Annotated in this window: 17 protein-coding genes; 1 reads left to right on the forward strand and 16 read right to left on the reverse strand. The window is 49.4% G+C overall.

Annotated features, from left to right (window positions below; all coding sequences use genetic code 11):
- Positions 1-143 precede the first annotated feature (143 nt).
- From FS806_RS03805 to FS806_RS03840, 8 genes are all read right to left on the reverse strand, one after another.
- Positions 144-1,109 carry a biotin--[acetyl-CoA-carboxylase] ligase gene (locus tag FS806_RS03805; RefSeq protein WP_144933289.1) on the reverse strand — a complete coding sequence of 322 codons (966 nt, stop codon included), beginning with the start codon at positions 1,107-1,109 and terminating at the stop codon, positions 144-146.
- Between the two features lie 6 nt (positions 1,110-1,115).
- Positions 1,116-2,405 (reverse strand): CCA tRNA nucleotidyltransferase, encoded by a 1,290-nt coding sequence (locus FS806_RS03810; protein ID WP_186328186.1) that lies wholly within the window; start codon positions 2,403-2,405, stop codon positions 1,116-1,118.
- Between the two features lie 5 nt (positions 2,406-2,410).
- Positions 2,411-3,589 carry an N-acetyl-alpha-D-glucosaminyl L-malate synthase BshA gene (gene bshA, locus FS806_RS03815; RefSeq protein ID WP_144933291.1) on the reverse strand — a complete coding sequence of 393 codons (1,179 nt, stop codon included), beginning with the start codon at positions 3,587-3,589 and terminating at the stop codon, positions 2,411-2,413.
- Between the two features lie 56 nt (positions 3,590-3,645).
- Positions 3,646-4,344: a bacillithiol biosynthesis deacetylase BshB1 gene (bshB1, locus tag FS806_RS03820; RefSeq protein ID WP_144933292.1), complete on the reverse strand. Its 699-nt coding sequence runs from the start codon at positions 4,342-4,344 to the stop codon at positions 3,646-3,648.
- The gene (gene mgsA, locus FS806_RS03825; RefSeq protein WP_144933293.1) at positions 4,341-4,766 is read right to left on the reverse strand and encodes a methylglyoxal synthase; all 426 of its coding nucleotides are present in this window, start codon (positions 4,764-4,766) and stop codon (positions 4,341-4,343) included. The genes bshB1 and mgsA overlap by 4 nt, the downstream gene beginning before the upstream one ends.
- Before the next feature lie 70 nt (positions 4,767-4,836).
- A complete protein-coding gene (gene dapB / locus FS806_RS03830; RefSeq protein ID WP_144933294.1) occupies positions 4,837-5,640 on the reverse strand; it encodes a 4-hydroxy-tetrahydrodipicolinate reductase in 804 nt (267 codons plus the stop codon).
- A gap of 1 nt (position 5,641) precedes the next feature.
- Positions 5,642-6,187, reverse strand: coding sequence for a tetratricopeptide repeat protein (locus FS806_RS03835; protein ID WP_144933295.1), 546 nt, complete (start codon positions 6,185-6,187; stop codon positions 5,642-5,644).
- Positions 6,188-6,244: 57 nt separating this feature from the next.
- The gene (locus tag FS806_RS03840) at positions 6,245-6,583 is read right to left on the reverse strand and encodes a nucleotide pyrophosphohydrolase (RefSeq protein WP_144933296.1); all 339 of its coding nucleotides are present in this window, start codon (positions 6,581-6,583) and stop codon (positions 6,245-6,247) included.
- 489 nt (positions 6,584-7,072) lie between these two features.
- On the opposite strand from FS806_RS03840, the gene FS806_RS03845 reads away from it, so the two are divergent.
- Positions 7,073-7,936 (forward strand): YitT family protein, encoded by an 864-nt coding sequence (locus FS806_RS03845; protein WP_144933297.1) that lies wholly within the window; start codon positions 7,073-7,075, stop codon positions 7,934-7,936.
- A gap of 57 nt (positions 7,937-7,993) precedes the next feature.
- Here FS806_RS03845 and FS806_RS03850 read toward each other — a convergent pair whose 3' ends face one another.
- The 8 genes from FS806_RS03850 to FS806_RS03885 form a co-directional block, all read right to left on the reverse strand.
- The gene (locus FS806_RS03850) at positions 7,994-8,851 is read right to left on the reverse strand and encodes a sporulation protein YpjB (RefSeq protein ID WP_186328187.1); all 858 of its coding nucleotides are present in this window, start codon (positions 8,849-8,851) and stop codon (positions 7,994-7,996) included.
- A 45-nt stretch (positions 8,852-8,896) separates the two neighbouring features.
- The gene (locus tag FS806_RS03855) at positions 8,897-9,550 is read right to left on the reverse strand and encodes a DUF1405 domain-containing protein (RefSeq protein WP_186328188.1); all 654 of its coding nucleotides are present in this window, start codon (positions 9,548-9,550) and stop codon (positions 8,897-8,899) included.
- Positions 9,551-9,761: 211 nt separating this feature from the next.
- On the reverse strand, positions 9,762-10,640 hold the full coding sequence (locus FS806_RS03860) for a menaquinol-cytochrome c reductase cytochrome b/c subunit (protein WP_144933299.1): 879 nt from the start codon (positions 10,638-10,640) through the stop codon (positions 9,762-9,764).
- Between the two features lie 75 nt (positions 10,641-10,715).
- Positions 10,716-11,387 carry a menaquinol-cytochrome c reductase cytochrome b subunit gene (gene qcrB, locus FS806_RS03865; RefSeq protein WP_144933300.1) on the reverse strand — a complete coding sequence of 224 codons (672 nt, stop codon included), beginning with the start codon at positions 11,385-11,387 and terminating at the stop codon, positions 10,716-10,718.
- 16 nt (positions 11,388-11,403) lie between these two features.
- Positions 11,404-11,949 (reverse strand): Rieske (2Fe-2S) protein, encoded by a 546-nt coding sequence (locus tag FS806_RS03870; RefSeq protein WP_144933301.1) that lies wholly within the window; start codon positions 11,947-11,949, stop codon positions 11,404-11,406.
- Between the two features lie 416 nt (positions 11,950-12,365).
- Positions 12,366-12,794 (reverse strand): DUF2487 family protein, encoded by a 429-nt coding sequence (locus FS806_RS03875; protein ID WP_144933302.1) that lies wholly within the window; start codon positions 12,792-12,794, stop codon positions 12,366-12,368.
- Positions 12,784-13,308, reverse strand: a complete 525-nt coding sequence (locus FS806_RS03880; protein WP_144933303.1) for a gamma carbonic anhydrase family protein — start codon at positions 13,306-13,308, stop codon at positions 12,784-12,786. Before FS806_RS03880 ends, FS806_RS03875 begins: the two co-directional genes overlap by 11 nt.
- 64 nt (positions 13,309-13,372) lie before the next feature.
- Positions 13,373-14,500, reverse strand: a complete 1,128-nt coding sequence (locus FS806_RS03885; protein WP_144933304.1) for a hypothetical protein — start codon at positions 14,498-14,500, stop codon at positions 13,373-13,375.
- Positions 14,501-14,585 lie beyond the last annotated feature (85 nt).

The raw sequence follows: 14,585 nt of genomic DNA on the forward strand, positions 1-14,585 counted from the left end.
TACCGCCTCCTCGAAATCATTATAACAAAATGTTCACAATTTCAACATCATTTTTTTGCTGTTTTTTAGAGTTTAATACGCGCGGACTCTACGGGACAACGTTTGGACTTCCAATCACCGTTATCCTCAGACGTCTTTGAACGCTATAACTGTATATCCCCCGAGTACAGCTTCATAGTTTCGCCATCACGCGTTTTTACCGTCAAAGCCCCGTTATCATCAATACTTTCCGCCGTGCCTTCCACCCAACCGTTATAAGTTTTTACTCTCAACGGACGGTTAAGAGAAATCGTCAGCGCCTCCCATAATGTACGAATGGGCGAAAACCCCTGCTGCAAGTACAGCAGATAAAGCTCCTCGAATTTCTCCAGAAACCGGCGAATAATCTGAATCCGGTCAAGAGGCCTGCCGCATACGATTCGTAATGAAGTCGCCTTGCCGTCAAGCTCTTCCGGGAAATCATCCGCCTCCATATTCACGCTTATGCCGATTCCGGCCACCACATAATTCAAGCGGTCGTCTTCCCCGCTCGATTCCAGCAAAATGCCGCTCACCTTAAGCCCGTCAACAAGCAGATCGTTAGGCCATTTGATTCCGACGGCAACACCCAATTCCTGCCGCAACGTACGGCAAAGGGCCACCGCAGTCAACAGCGTCAACTGGGAGGTTTGCTTCAGCGGTATATGAGGCTTCAACACGATGCTCATCCAGATTCCTTTACCTTTGGGAGACAGCCATTTCTTGCCCATACGGCCCCTTCCGGAAGTCTGTTCCTCAGCGAGCACGACCGTTCCTTCGGGGCAGCCTTGGCGCACTAGCTCATGGGCTACGTTCTGGGTGGAATCTACCTGATCGTAAATACGGAAGGAGCTGCCGATCATTTCCGTTTGCAGCGAATCCGCCAGCTTCAACGGGTCAAGCTTGGCCGGCTGATAGACCAACCGATAGCCTTTTCTAGGCACGGCCTCGAATTCGTATCCTAACTTCCGCAGATTCTGAATCTGCTTCCATACAGCCGTACGGGAGCAGTTTAATTTCCGGCTAATTTCTTCACCGGAGAGAAAAGCCTCCGGATCATTTTGGAATAGCTCTAGCAAGCTTTGGTTCATACTCCATCACTCATTTGCCAAATAATATTTAGCCTTGTCCAACAGGTCTTCTTTACGGTTAGCACAACGGCCGAGAGCTACCTCAAGCATTAGCCGGTCCATAACCCGGCCGAGCCAAGGTCCCCCTTGCCGACTGGTTAGAGTCAACAGATCTGACCCGGAAACCGCCAGCTCTCTAATCCCGGTCACCGGCATCTCCTTCAGCCAACGGCGCCCTTCATCCGCCGGGACCGAGCTCCATGCAGGACCGATTGCCAATGGAGGATTCCGTAAACGTCCCGCTGCTGCCGCATCCGCCAGAGCAAGCCACTCCGCCGCAGCATCCGCACCATATCGCAGAACCGCTTCTTTCCATACCTGTTCCAACTCTTCCTGGCCTGGGTCTGCAGACTTGGCTATTAAATGCCCGTCCATTTCGATAAGCTTGATCACCTTGTCGATGGCCAGCCTGGAGAAGGTCAGCATAGACAACCCATGGCGGGCCGCCTCTGCGGACAGCTCCATACTTCTCAACAGCCAGGCCCAGCGCAATAACGGGCGATCCAATAGATTGAGAAGGGAAAGCTCTGCGGGCAGTTCCTCTTCCGCAGTCCAGCGGATAACGGGCCAGTCCGGCTTTCTTTTCAAAAAATGCAGCAGCCCGCTGTTCACCAACAGAACAAGCCCCCGGTAAGGGTCCGAACCCTCCATCATCTTGTCCCATTCCGCCCTGATTCTCTCCATAGCGATATGCTGCAGCAGATCCCGGTTCGCTATTAACGACTCCCAGGTAGAGCTCTCTATCCGAAAGCGATAATTGGCGGCAAAACGAACGCAGCGGACCATCCTTAACGCGTCCTCGCGAAACCGCTCCCGGGCATCTCCTACACAGCGAATGAGCCCGTTCTGCAAATCTTCCAATCCGCCGAAAGGATCGATGACCGAGCCTGTCCCATCCATCGCCATTGCGTTAATGGTAAAATCCCGGCGCTGCAAATCCTGTTCGAGGTTTTGCACGAAGGTGACTTCCTGGGGACGCCGGTAGTTCTCATAATCCGACTCCGTCCTGAACGTCGTGACTTCATAGGATTTACCGCCATACAATACCATGACGGTCCCATGCTGAAGCCCTGTCGGAACAGTACGCTCGAATAGAGCCATAGTTTGTTCCGGCAGGGCGGATGTCGCTATATCAATGTCATTCGTCGGCTGGCCTCTTAGCTGATCCCGCACGTAGCCTCCGACAACATATGCTTCGTACCCGTTCTCTTTAAGACGGTTCAATACATAAACCGCTTCCGGTTCCAACGGAATCATTCTTATTACCCCATGCACAGGCTGTTGACATCCGCATTCCATTCCGGCGCCGGACGCCCCAATACCCGGTAATAAATTTGCTCATACTGATAAGTGATTAGATCATTGCAGAAGACGGTTCTGGCGCGATGGAGGCAGGCCTCCTTGAATTCACGGAACAAGGCTTCATCCTGGAGCAGCCTCACGACCGCAGAAGCCATTTGCTCCGTATCCCCGATGGGCGCCAAGTAACCGGTCACGCCGTCCGCTACCAGCTCGGGAATTCCCCCCGCATGCGAGCCGACGGTAGGCACCCCACAGGCCATCGCTTCGAGAGCCACCAGACCGAAGCTTTCTTTTTCCGAAGGAAGAAGCATAACGTCAGCTAATGAGATTACCTGCGCAACGTCATCCTGCTTTCCCCAAAAAAGAACTTTATCGGACAAATCCAGCTCTCTCACCTTGCATATGGCTTTGTTCAGGTCCGGTCCTTCCCCTACGAATAACAGCTTAGCCGGGATGCGGCTTTGCACACGGGCGAAGATGTCCACGACGTCAAGCACTCTTTTAACCGGGCGAAAATTGGAGATATGAATCAGAATCTTTTCCTCCGGCTTCGCGATCTCGCTTCTGAGACCGGAAGCGTCTCTCGGATAATACACCCGTTTATCGACGAAATTGTAAGTCAAATCGATCGGCCGGTCGATGAGCAGCGTCTCTCTCGTCTCGGCGATCAGATCCTCGGATACCGCGGTCACCGCATCGCTCTCGTTGATCGCATGACAAATCAGGTCGCTTAACGACTCGTCATGGCCAAGAACGGTAATATCGGTCCCGTGCAAAGTAGTGACGACTTTAAGATGCTCTCCGACCATCTGTTTAGCCAACAAAGCACATACGGCATGAGGAATAGCGTAATGAACATGCAGCAGGTCCAGCTTCTCCCTCTTGGCAACCTGGGCCAGCTTGCTGGCCAGCGACAGGTCATAAGGCGGGTAGCGGAAGACATAATAATCGCTCACTTCCACCTCATGATAGAAAATATTTTTATCAAATTTGCCGCCCAAGCGAAAAGGAATGCTGTGGGTAATAAAATGAACCTCATGCCCCTTCTCCGCCAACAGCTTGCCGAGCTCGGTAGCGACAACGCCGGACCCGCCCAGCGTCGGATAACAGGTAATTCCGATTTTTAATCTGTCACTCATGGCTCAGCCCCTCTTCCAGTATCATCCATTCCCAAATAAGTTTATTCCTAACGGCGTCAAAATAGATTAACAATTAGAGGAAGCTTGCTCACAAATCCTTCAGCATATGGGACAAGACGCTTCTGCCCGAGAAGCCTGTCCCTTGCCTCAACATTGTCCAGATACCCTTGATTCAGAGGGGTCTTCACCTGCCCCCGGGATGCTTCCGCAGGCTCAAATTGGGAGCGGTAGGCCATCAGCGCCTCTCTCTTCTTGGAATACTGGCTGCTTATATCTATCATAACATCCGGGTCTATCGCATCGTTGATAAAGTAAAAATAAACCTGCTCGACCGAATGTGCCTCGGTATCGGGCAAATAATTGCGCAGCTTGGCACTGAAAACCGCCTCTTGAACCATGCGGCTGCAGAGCACATGATCCGGATGCCTGTCCTCCCAATAGGGGCAGAAAACCATTCGCGGTTTATACCTGCGGATCGCCAGAGTAATCTCGTCCAACTGCTCCTTAATAAGCTGCAGCCCCCGATCGGGCAGGCCCAAGTTGGCTCTGAGGGTCACCCCCAGCGCCTTCGCTGCATGCGCAGCCTCCCGCTTGCGCGTTTCCACCGTTCCGTTGGAGGACATCTCGGCAAAGGTCAAATCGCATATTCCGACGCTGCGGCCTGCTTCCACATGCTTGGCTATCGTTCCGCCCATGCCTATCTCGGCATCGTCAGGATGGGCCCCGAACACCAGCATATCCAACGACTTGGTCATTGCTCTCCCTCCGGCTTATATTTATGAACCAGCTCCCGCCAGGCGAAATCACCGCGATCCAGGGCTCTGACCAGAAGCTCTGCGGTCGCTACGTTCGTGGCCACCGGGATGCCCTGTACATCGCACAGTCGGAGCAGAGCGATAATATCGGGCTCATGCGGCTGGGCCATAAGAGGATCACGCAAGAAAATGAGCAAATCCAATATATTTTGCGCGACAAGCGCTCCGATTTGTTGATCCCCGCCCAGCGGTCCCGACATATATCGGTGAACCTTAAGCTGGGTGCTGTCCATAATTTTTTGGCCGGTGGTTCCGGTAGCATATAGCTGATGGTTTGCAAAAACGGATTCATAGGCGATGACAAAATTGACCATTTCTTCTTTCTTCCGGTCATGTGCAATTAATGCGATTTGCAAGCTCATGGTTTACACTCCCTCCGTTGCTGCCGTTGTTGAATTCAATCTTTATGAATATAAATTACCCTGAATAGCTTTAATCGATAAAATGATCAAAGCCGTATACGATGCCGTCCAATCCCATTGCTTTCTTGACAGCGAGATTCACACCCGGCATATAGCCCGCTCTTTCGTAGGAGTCGTGGCGGATCTTTAATGTTTGACCATAGCCGCCGAAGATGACTTCCTGCTGGGCGAATACCCCGGGAAGCCGGACACTGTGAATTCTGAAGCCGTCGTAGTAACCTCCCCGGCTTCCCTCGATCGTCTCTTCCTCATTGGGATTTCCCTGACGCAGCTCTTGACGGTTCTGCGATATTAATTCCGCCGTCTTGACGGCTGTGCCTGAAGGAGCGTCCAGCTTCTGGTCGCCGTGATATTCGATAATTTCCACATGAGGCATATATTTGGCCGCCTGGGCGGCAAATTTCATCATCAGAATAGCTCCGATCGAGAAATTGGGTGCAATGATACCGCCAATGCCCTGGGCCTTGCAAAGCCTGTCCAACTCCTCAATATCTTCCGGTCGGAAGCCGGTTGTTCCTATAACAGGACGTACTTTATGCTTAATGGCTGTACGTGCATTCCCCATAACTGCTTGGGGAATTGTAAAATCAACCATGACATCGGGCTGCCCTTCAACTAATGCCAGCTCCAAATCGGATGTAAGCTTGATTCCGCAGGCTCCCAACCCGACCATCTCCCCTGCGTCCCGGCCGTCTCCGGAGTGATCAATCGCCGCTACCAGCCGCAGCTCGGGATCCTCCAGTACCATCTTGACCACTTCCCGGCCCATTCGGCCTCCTGCACCTGTCACTGCTACTTTAATTGGATTATTCATTCTATTTACCCTCGCTTTTCTCAAACTTCGTTGATGATGTCGTATATTGATGAAGCTGCTGCTCGTATTCCTGTTTGAGCCTAATTGCTAATGAATGATCCGGTTCCAACCGGAGCACTTCGGATATAGCCCTCAGTGCGGAGCGATAATCGTCGACATCCGCGTAAGCCATTCCTAACAGCAAATAAGCGTCAGTCGATAACGGGTCCAGCTCTACTGCCTGCTTCAACAGCAGAATCGAGAAGTAAGCCCTGTCCCGTCCTTCCTCCAAATAATTTTGCGCTTGCGCCACATGCTCCCTGGCCCGCACCCTTTCGTAATGGGACCGGTATGTGTCGTCGTCCGGCTCCAGCTCAGCGGCCCTCCGGGCATGAATAGAAGCCTCCGTCAAACGGCTGCTGCGCATGCAGGATATCGACAACCGGTAATGATATTCCGCATTGTCCGGGCAAGCTTTAACAGCCTGCTTAAACCACGCAATCGCCTGGTCGAAATCGTGAGCAAGAATCGATTGATAAGCCTCCTGCATAGCTTCATATCCGTCCATGCGTCGCCATCCCTTCCTAATGCCTTATGGATGAAAGGTGATGGTATAGCATATGTATTATTGATTTTCATTGTTAACCGGAGTCCACCGATTGGCATCCCGGGTTTGAAATTTTTCAAGTACGTCATCATGGGCTTTAGTTAAATCAATGCCCAAGGAATTGGCAAAGCAGATCAGGATAAACAACAGATCGCCAAGCTCATTTTCGATAGAATTTTCTTCTTCCGTCGGCTTCTTCGGCTTTTCACCGTATCGATGATTAACCTCCCTCGCCAGTTCGCCCACTTCTTCCGAAAGCCGGGCCAACAAGGAAAGAGGGCTGAAATATCCTTCTTTAAATTGAGAAATATAACGGTCGACCTCATTCTGCATTTCCTTTAAGCTTTTATCCGCCAATGGGATCCCTTCCTTTACTTTCTGTCTTGCAGGGGTTATTCCCTTCACTGTTATTCACTGCAATAAAGCAGTGCAGCTAAAATACATGTTAACGCAAAGACGTCTTGAAGACAAATTATTTTTCGAAGAATCGCTCATTACAAACGGTGGAGATAAGTACATACACGAAAAAAGCCTCTTAATTAAGAAGCTTTAACACGAACAAATCGACGAACTGATCGTTCGTGATCATGCAGCATTTCTAATTAGTGGCTAGAATGCTTTCTAGTCAGATAAATTTGTATAATAATTCCAAACTCTAAGAAGGTTTAACCCGTCTAGATGGAAAATTAATATCCATAACATCTGCAATCGCTTCACACGCAGGATGGATAAATCCCGGCGATAAGAAAGGGCATACTAAAAAAGCTATGAATCCTATTCCGGTGCTTTTCCGAAATCCCGGATGTCAGCGTTTCTCATGATTAATGGAGGAGGCGAACATAGAAAATGACGAATAAGTATCTCACGCTTTACCGCAACATTATTCCCATTGTGCTCGGTACAGCCGTCTATGCCTTTGGCCTTCATTATTTTGTCATTCCTAACGAGCTTATGGAAGGGGGCATGACCGGCGTTTCCCTCTTGATTAACTATGCGTTGGGAATACCTCCTTCCTTAACAACCCTTGTACTCAATGTTCCCCTATTTTTGATAGGCTGGAGAGTATTTGGTAATCAAGCTATGGCTTTGACCGTGCTCGGAACCTTGTTCCTCTCCTTCTTCCTCTGGACTATGGAAATGCTGATCGGCTACGGCTGGGTCATTCCTCTAGCCGGTGAGGACTACTTCCTCGTGACCCTCTATGCCGGTGTTACCTTGGGTTCCGGATTAGGCGTAGTCTTCCGATTCGGCGGTACAACAGGAGGCTCCGATATTCTGGCCCGGATCATCAACAAAAGAAAAGGATGGAGCATGGGACAGATCATTCTGGCGATTGACGTTCTGGTTATCGGCTCCTCTCTGCTGTATATCCCCAAGGAAAAAGTTTTATACACAATCGTGGTCGTATTCATCGCCTCTAAAATGATTGATTTCGTTACGGAAGGGGCTTATGCCGCCAAAGCCTTCACCATCGTAACCGAAAATGGAGAGCTGTTGGCCCACCGGGTAACTTCGGAATTGGAACGCGGTGTCACCATTTTTCCGGCGAAGGGCGCCTATTCCCGAAAGGATAAGGAGGTATTGTATTGTGTAGTTGCCCGTCAAGAGGCCCGGAGGTTAAAAATGATTATCCGATCGGTTGATCCCACTGCTTTTATCATTATAGCGGATGTACAGGATGTACTGGGCGAAGGCTTCAAGGAAGAATAACGCTTAAATCCGCTTTGTCCATAATTGCCCATGGCGGCGTAGGCAGGGTTACTTGAGTTATCGATCTCTTGGAACGCGCGCGAACCGTTTATCGGAATGAAACATTTTCCATGCGACGAAGCCGAGAACCGTTAATATAATGGCGCCCATTGCTGCAGACCATATTATCGGATCTTTGCCTTCTACTATAGGCAGATAGGCCGTCCGTTCGTCAGCCGAATAAAACACCTCGCGAAGGGCATTGTCCAACTCTTTGGCCGCTGAGCGGATTTCTGTATACGGAATCGGGGTGGACTGCATTTGGTGTTTGATAAAAACGAACAACGAGTCCAATTTTTCCACAATCTCCGGATTTCGGCTAACCATTATGGACGCACGAATGGTTTCGTATCGATCCTCCAGTCTCTGGAATGTACCGGACAATTCCTGATCTTGCTGGCGGCTCGCGGCCAGCTCCATTCTTCTCAGTTCGGACCGAATCGCTTTATCGAATTCCAACCACATGGGTGAATATTGATGAGTCATTGCATCAGCTATCAAGCGGATTTTAACAGCCTCCTGCAGAGCTTCCTCTGGAGAAGTTTGAACAGAATTGAATTTCCTTTTTGCCTGCTCAATAGTGTCGAATAAAGCATTCATCCCTTCCAGCGAGGTAATTCCGGAAAATTGGATTTTCGTTAACTGCTCTGAAATATCGTCCAGCTTTTCCTTACCTCCAACAACATTGCCGGAAGCTGTCTGCTGATACATTTCATTCGCCCATTGGTTGATTCGCTCCAGTTTAACCATTTCCCGCGAATTTCCCTCTTGTGCCTGCGGATCGGTTGGCGTATTTACCTCTCCGCAGCCTCCAAGGATCAAGGTAACAAGTACAAAGCCTGCACTTAACGCACGAAATCTTCTATTTAACAACATAGGACATCCCCTCCTCAACATCATGATATGGGGGGATGTCCTTATTTAGACCCTGTCTGAACGTGATTTTTTAGCAAGTCCTATCCAGCCGAACAACAAGACGGAGAACAAGCTGAGCCCCCACGTAAAGGCCTTTACCTGATCTATATTTTCCGTAAGGGCATCAGGCAGCCAAGGGTAAATTTCGTAGGAGTAGTCGATAAAATCGTTGCCTAGTACCCATAATGCAGCAATCAGCCAGGAGATGGGACGAATCTGAAAGAAGCGGACGAACAGCAGCGCTTCCGCAGCCATGCCCAAATGCGATCCGATAAGCATCCAATCCTGCCATGCCATGGGCTCACCCTGATAGGCTCCGCCGACAATCATAGCTACGGCCCAAATCCCGTATTTGAAGGAAGCGACTACTGCCACCGTCTCAATGATGCGGCGAACAGGCGTGCTTACCGGCCCTTTGAACCGGTCACGCAGAAGAAAGATGAGCGCCAGTGTAAAAAACAAGCTTGCCGTCGGACTATCCGGAACAAGCAAAACCATCCACAATGGTCTGTTAGAAACGGTATAGACGAGTTGATCCCAGTACCAATAGTAACCATATACCGTTCCTAAGCTATTTATCCAGAACAAAGACCACAGCATAAACGGTGACGTCAGAAAAGAGCGGCTCATTACTGTCTTCCACACAATTTCATTCGGCATACGGCTACCTCCTTTCGAGCTTTTATCCTGCCAGGCAAGCCCCTGTAACAACCCGGAACTAAGATGTCAAGGATAAACGGCCCATCGCCGTCCTTTGGACGGGCGCGTTTACCATGAAAAATAAGAACAGGTATAAAGTAAAACTTATCCTTTCTTATATTTCAAGAAAAAACCTGACCACATCTTGCGAAGGGTCAGGTTATCGTACGGATTATTGGGCTTTCTGCTTCGACAGCCATTCAGCCAATGTATCGATATCGGCATCGGTCAGCCCATTGGCAATATTGGTGTCATATTGGGCCAGCATTCCGCCCTTACCGTTCTTGATAATATCAAGAATTCCCGCTTTGTCATACTTATCACCAATTCCGAGCAAAGCAGGCATCGCGCCTCCGCTCAAGTCCGCCTGGTGACAGCTGAGACAAGTCGATTTGGCATAAATTTGCGCCCCTTCGCTGTCCGGATCCACGATAGGAATAGCTGCGGATTCCGGTTTCTTGCGAATATCGGGCTCGCGGCCTTCTTCTTTAGCCGCCTTCCGCTCCTCTTCCGCTTTAATATGATCCGGAACGAGGCCTTGACGCTCCAGCTCCTTCGTATAGTGGTCCCAGGAGTATACCGTCAGGTATGTGACGGCAGCCAACGAAACCAGCATTAGGGAAGAAGCGATCGGTCTTCTGTAGAAACGTCTTTCTTTACCGGTATCCAGGAAAGGCGCCAGCAACAAGCCGCCGAACATAATACCGGGCAGAACTATCGTTCCGAGCACAACATACTGATCCGAAGTGTACGGATACTTAAGCAATTGATACATGAACAAGAAATACCAGTCCGGCATCGGAATAATCGCCGTGTTCGTCGGATCGGCAGGATACCCGAGCGGTGCCGGCTCAGACATAACCAGAACCAGAATACCGACCAAAGCAACGACCGCAACCATCCATTCCTTCAACAAGAAGTTCGGGATGAACGCCTCGGACTTGCCGGGATAAGAGGTATAATCTTGTGGATGCGGCCGGAATTCTTTCTTGCGAATACGCGAATCGCCGACGTAGACTATCTTTTCATTCGATTTAGGACCATGGGCCACGCTTTACCCCTCCTCCTTCTTCGGCTTCCACAACTTTCTCAGATACTGTTAAAGCTCTGCCTTATGAACTTAACCTTATAGCGGACCTGCAATCCCCTGCCTGCGGATCATGAAGAAGTGGGCCGCCAACAAGCCTAACAGTACAGCAGGGAGAAAGAACACATGCAGTGCGAAGAATCTCGTTAAGGTCTGTGCCCCTACAATGTCGCCCCCTTGCAGGAACGTCTTCACATAATCTCCGATGAAAGGTGCATTTTCCGCAATTTTAATACCTACTTGAGTTGCAAAGTAAGCTTTGTTATCCCACGGAAGAAGATAACCTGTAAAACCAAGGCCAAGCATTACGAAGAAAATAAGCATTCCTACTACCCAGTTCATCTCGCGAGGATTCTTGTAGGATCCTGTGAAGAAAACCCGTAGCGTATGTAGGAACATCATGACGATAACCAAGCTGGCACCCCAGTGATGCATGCCGCGAACGATAACACCGAACGCCACTTGATGCTGAAGGTAATCAACGCTATTGTACGCATTTACGATATCTGGCACGTAGTACATCGTCAAGAACATGCCGGACAGAATTTGAATAACCGTAACAAAGAACGTCAATCCGCCAAAGCAATACACGAAAGCGGAAAAGTGATGCGCAGGGTTGACGTGTTCCGGAACCTCGTGGTCGGCCACGTCTCTCCACATTGGTGTTATGTCAAGGCGTTCGTCAATCCAGTTATAAACACTTTTCAGCATTTAATAGCACGCCTCCTTATTTGACTATCTCATTCGGATGCAGCTTGCCCAAATAAACGAAGCCGCCTTCAATCTTCACTTCATACTGATCCAATGGTGCAGGCGCTACCGCAAGGTTCTTGCCTTCCTTAGTGTAGTGAGCGTCATGACATGGACAGTAGTATTGGTTAGGAAACTTCGGATTGTTCCAGTTAACGGTGCAACCCAGATGCTTACAGGTCGGATTCAGAGCAAAAATATTGCCGGAATCATCCTTGGCAATCCAAGCCTCAAGCGTCGGCGTGCTCTCATACCAACCATCGACTTGCTGAACTTGAAACTTGAAAGATTGAGGCTCCGACTGAATCTTGCTCTCCTCAACGACCTTCACCCAATCGGCCTCGCCTTTCGTCTGCAGAATCGGATCCACTGCAAAACGAAGCATCGGGATCATGGGCCCCATAGCCATAAAAGCAGTTGTTCCTCCCAGAGCATAGCTCAGGAATTGGCGACGAGACATCTCGCGCTTGGGACTGGTTTCATCAACTGGATATTGGGTTCCTTGGTCTTTGTTCTCGCTCATGTGCTGGTTCTACCCCCTTTAGCCATATATCTCACGTCGCAATCGACAAGTCATTACATAATATACTAGGACATAAACTATAATAGCCTACGACCATGGGGGCGTCAAGAACATGGCTTGTCCACTTCCCAATGGTTTTGCAGCGAATAAAGCAATTATTAACCAAATTGTCACAATTGAAATTTTTATACGATGCAAGCGATTAGGCTTCGAAGAAGTCACACTCGCTAAATCGCCTAATAAGCTACCTTTAAGGAATCGACAACATCTTTGAAAAGGCATCGACGGAAGCTTCTTTTACCGCGACGGATAGTTTGTTTTCATATGATCCGGTAAAGATCTTAAACAATCTTGAACGTTCGCCATAAAAAGCTACCTTTGGAAGCTTTTTTTAGAGTTCTCCCAAATGAACATTCTCATTCATCCCCGGAAGGACTTTGTGACCAAATGGATTCGATTATCTGGCCGATTCCGCTTCTCCCGTTCCCGATACTCTTCGCCGAAACGAATACATCGGCCTCCGGCAGTACAAGATCGTTCAAGCGGGGGTCGTTAGAGATGGGAATAACATATCGGAACCCTACCTCTTTCAACTTTTTGCAAACTTCGTTTACATGAGTGGCGAATTGGGAAATTTCCGAAGTATAATGAAGGGCAGGATAAGTAACAATACGGCCTTTGTAAGGGATTTCTATCCAATCCATCGCATCTCTCAGCTTCTCCAGAGCCTCGGTAGCCTGCCATGGAGTTTCATCTCCTGTCAGCCCCGTAAGCGGGAGCAGGCATGTGTCCAAATAAGGACGCAGCTCCTCCCATTGATCCTTTTCGATTTCGCTAAATTTCATGAAAGCCTCTCCTCTCCCTGTATTCCCTTCCTTTATCCACATAGCTTGCGGTCGTCCTCTTCATTCGCTCCAAATCCGCTTCCGTCAACTCCCGTATGACTCTGGCCGGAGTCCCTAATGACAGAGTATAGGGCGGAATGACCTTATTCTCGGTCACAACAGAGCCGGCACCGATCATGGAATATTCCCCTATTTGAGCGCCATTCAACAGAATCGCTCCCATTCCGATCAAGCAGCCTTTGCCGATTTGGCAGCCATGAATGATGGCCCCGTGTCCAACCGACACTTCCTCATCCACAAGCAAAGGCTGTCCGGTATTCACATGGCCGATGCATCCGTCCTGAATATTCGTACGCCGGCCTATCCGAATCGGTGCAAGATCTCCCCGCAGAACCGCATTGTACCAAAGACTGCAATCTTCATCGAGATGGACGTCGCCGATAATCTGAACTCCTTCCGCAACGAAAACGCTCGGGTGCAATGTCGGGTATACCCCCCGGTAATCGTGCTTCATTCGCTTCACTCCGATCAGTTTGGATGTACGACTTACAGGTTCGGGTGTGATTGTAGCAAGCCCGTTAAGGCTTGTCAATCGGCAGTTCTATTTTATCCTCTTCCTTTACATAGGTGCCTTTAATGACGCCGCTGCCAAGCTTGGTCATCATCACGACCCTGCCGAGCCCTTCCTCTTCCCCGATTTTAATCAAGCCGATATGCATCATCATTTGGAGAATGCGATGATTCAATATAGACTCTGGAGCATCGTAGTAGAATGGCTTGATAAGGGGGACGAGAACCTGCTCCAGAGAAGCGACCGTTACCCACGAATGGGCCAGTCTGTCAATCCATTGCACCAGCGACTGCAGATTGGGGATAGCTCCTTTGTACAGTCTCAGCCAAAAATGATAAATATCCTGAACATCCTCCGTCCGGCCTTGTTCCAGCCTCTTTCGCCCCTCAAGTGTAAGCTCCAGGACCTGCTGCTCTTCCGTGATCAAGCCCTGATAATAGCAATAATCATATATAAGGGAAAAGCGGTTAGGATATTCCTTAAAACGTCTCCCGTAGCCAAAACGCCAAGCTGTCCGCCCGACCTGCTCTTCCTGAACGGCAAAGCTCTCCAGCAATTGCTGAAGATTCCGTTTATAAATATACCCGTCTGCCGACAATTGCACCTCCTGCTGCTGCAAATAACGCAGCAATGCCGACAAATCTTGAACAAGCAGCTCCTGCTCATCCCGGTAGACCGTCGGATCGGTACCAATGTATTGCAGCTTTGCCGCAAATTGCTTGGTTAAGGCTTCACCGATTTTACGTTTCAAATCTTGCGGGACTTGAAAAAGATATCTCGTCTGTTGGGAATGTCCATTAAATAACCAACCCCTATGTTTAAACTTCACTATCGTATCTCGCGGATTCCAGTCGGAAGCTTCTTCTTTAACGAATCGGGTCTGGTTCGCGCGCGCCAGTAATTCTTCCAAACTGAATAAATCCCGCCTCTCAAACAGCAGGGAGTTAAGAAAACGGATATCCTCCATGGATAGCCCTCCTACCTGCTGCTCAAACACTTCCTTGCGGCCAATGCTCGACAGAATCGATTGAATCAGCTCGTTCTTGGAGTTCGTGCTGCATTCGCAGGCATAAGTTCGAGCGATATGGCTTAACTCACGTATGTCGGCATAGCTTAACATATCTGCGAGATTCATTACCGGATGCCTCCGTTCATTCTTTTTGTTGTTAGTATGAACGGTTTTTGACAACATATTCCTTGTTTGGATAATGCATGGAACC

The sequence above is a fragment of the Paenibacillus sp. 32O-W genome, assembly GCF_007679495.1.
GTDB lineage: Bacteria > Bacillota > Bacilli > Paenibacillales > NBRC-103111 > Paenibacillus_L > Paenibacillus_L residui.

Excerpts from the sequence above, each read along its gene's own strand:
- FS806_RS03805 (WP_144933289.1), bottom strand. The coding sequence starts at position 1,109 with ATGAACCAAAGCTTGCTAGAGCTATTCCAAAATGATCCGGAGGCTTTT.
- FS806_RS03810 (WP_186328186.1), bottom strand. The coding sequence starts at position 2,405 with ATGATTCCGTTGGAACCGGAAGCGGTTTATGTATTGAACCGTCTTAAA.
- bshA (WP_144933291.1), bottom strand. The coding sequence starts at position 3,589 with ATGAGTGACAGATTAAAAATCGGAATTACCTGTTATCCGACGCTGGGC.
- bshB1 (WP_144933292.1), bottom strand. The coding sequence starts at position 4,344 with ATGACCAAGTCGTTGGATATGCTGGTGTTCGGGGCCCATCCTGACGAT.
- mgsA (WP_144933293.1), bottom strand. The coding sequence starts at position 4,766 with ATGAGCTTGCAAATCGCATTAATTGCACATGACCGGAAGAAAGAAGAA.
- dapB (WP_144933294.1), bottom strand. The coding sequence starts at position 5,640 with ATGAATAATCCAATTAAAGTAGCAGTGACAGGTGCAGGAGGCCGAATG.
- FS806_RS03835 (WP_144933295.1), bottom strand. The coding sequence starts at position 6,187 with ATGGACGGATATGAAGCTATGCAGGAGGCTTATCAATCGATTCTTGCT.
- FS806_RS03845 (WP_144933297.1), top strand. The coding sequence starts at position 7,073 with ATGACGAATAAGTATCTCACGCTTTACCGCAACATTATTCCCATTGTG.
- FS806_RS03850 (WP_186328187.1), bottom strand. The coding sequence starts at position 8,851 with ATGTTGTTAAATAGAAGATTTCGTGCGTTAAGTGCAGGCTTTGTACTT.
- FS806_RS03855 (WP_186328188.1), bottom strand. The coding sequence starts at position 9,550 with ATGCCGAATGAAATTGTGTGGAAGACAGTAATGAGCCGCTCTTTTCTG.
- qcrB (WP_144933300.1), bottom strand. The coding sequence starts at position 11,387 with ATGCTGAAAAGTGTTTATAACTGGATTGACGAACGCCTTGACATAACA.
- FS806_RS03870 (WP_144933301.1), bottom strand. The coding sequence starts at position 11,949 with ATGAGCGAGAACAAAGACCAAGGAACCCAATATCCAGTTGATGAAACC.
- FS806_RS03875 (WP_144933302.1), bottom strand. The coding sequence starts at position 12,794 with ATGAAATTTAGCGAAATCGAAAAGGATCAATGGGAGGAGCTGCGTCCT.
- FS806_RS03880 (WP_144933303.1), bottom strand. The coding sequence starts at position 13,308 with ATGAAGCACGATTACCGGGGGGTATACCCGACATTGCACCCGAGCGTT.
- FS806_RS03885 (WP_144933304.1), bottom strand. The coding sequence starts at position 14,500 with ATGAATCTCGCAGATATGTTAAGCTATGCCGACATACGTGAGTTAAGC.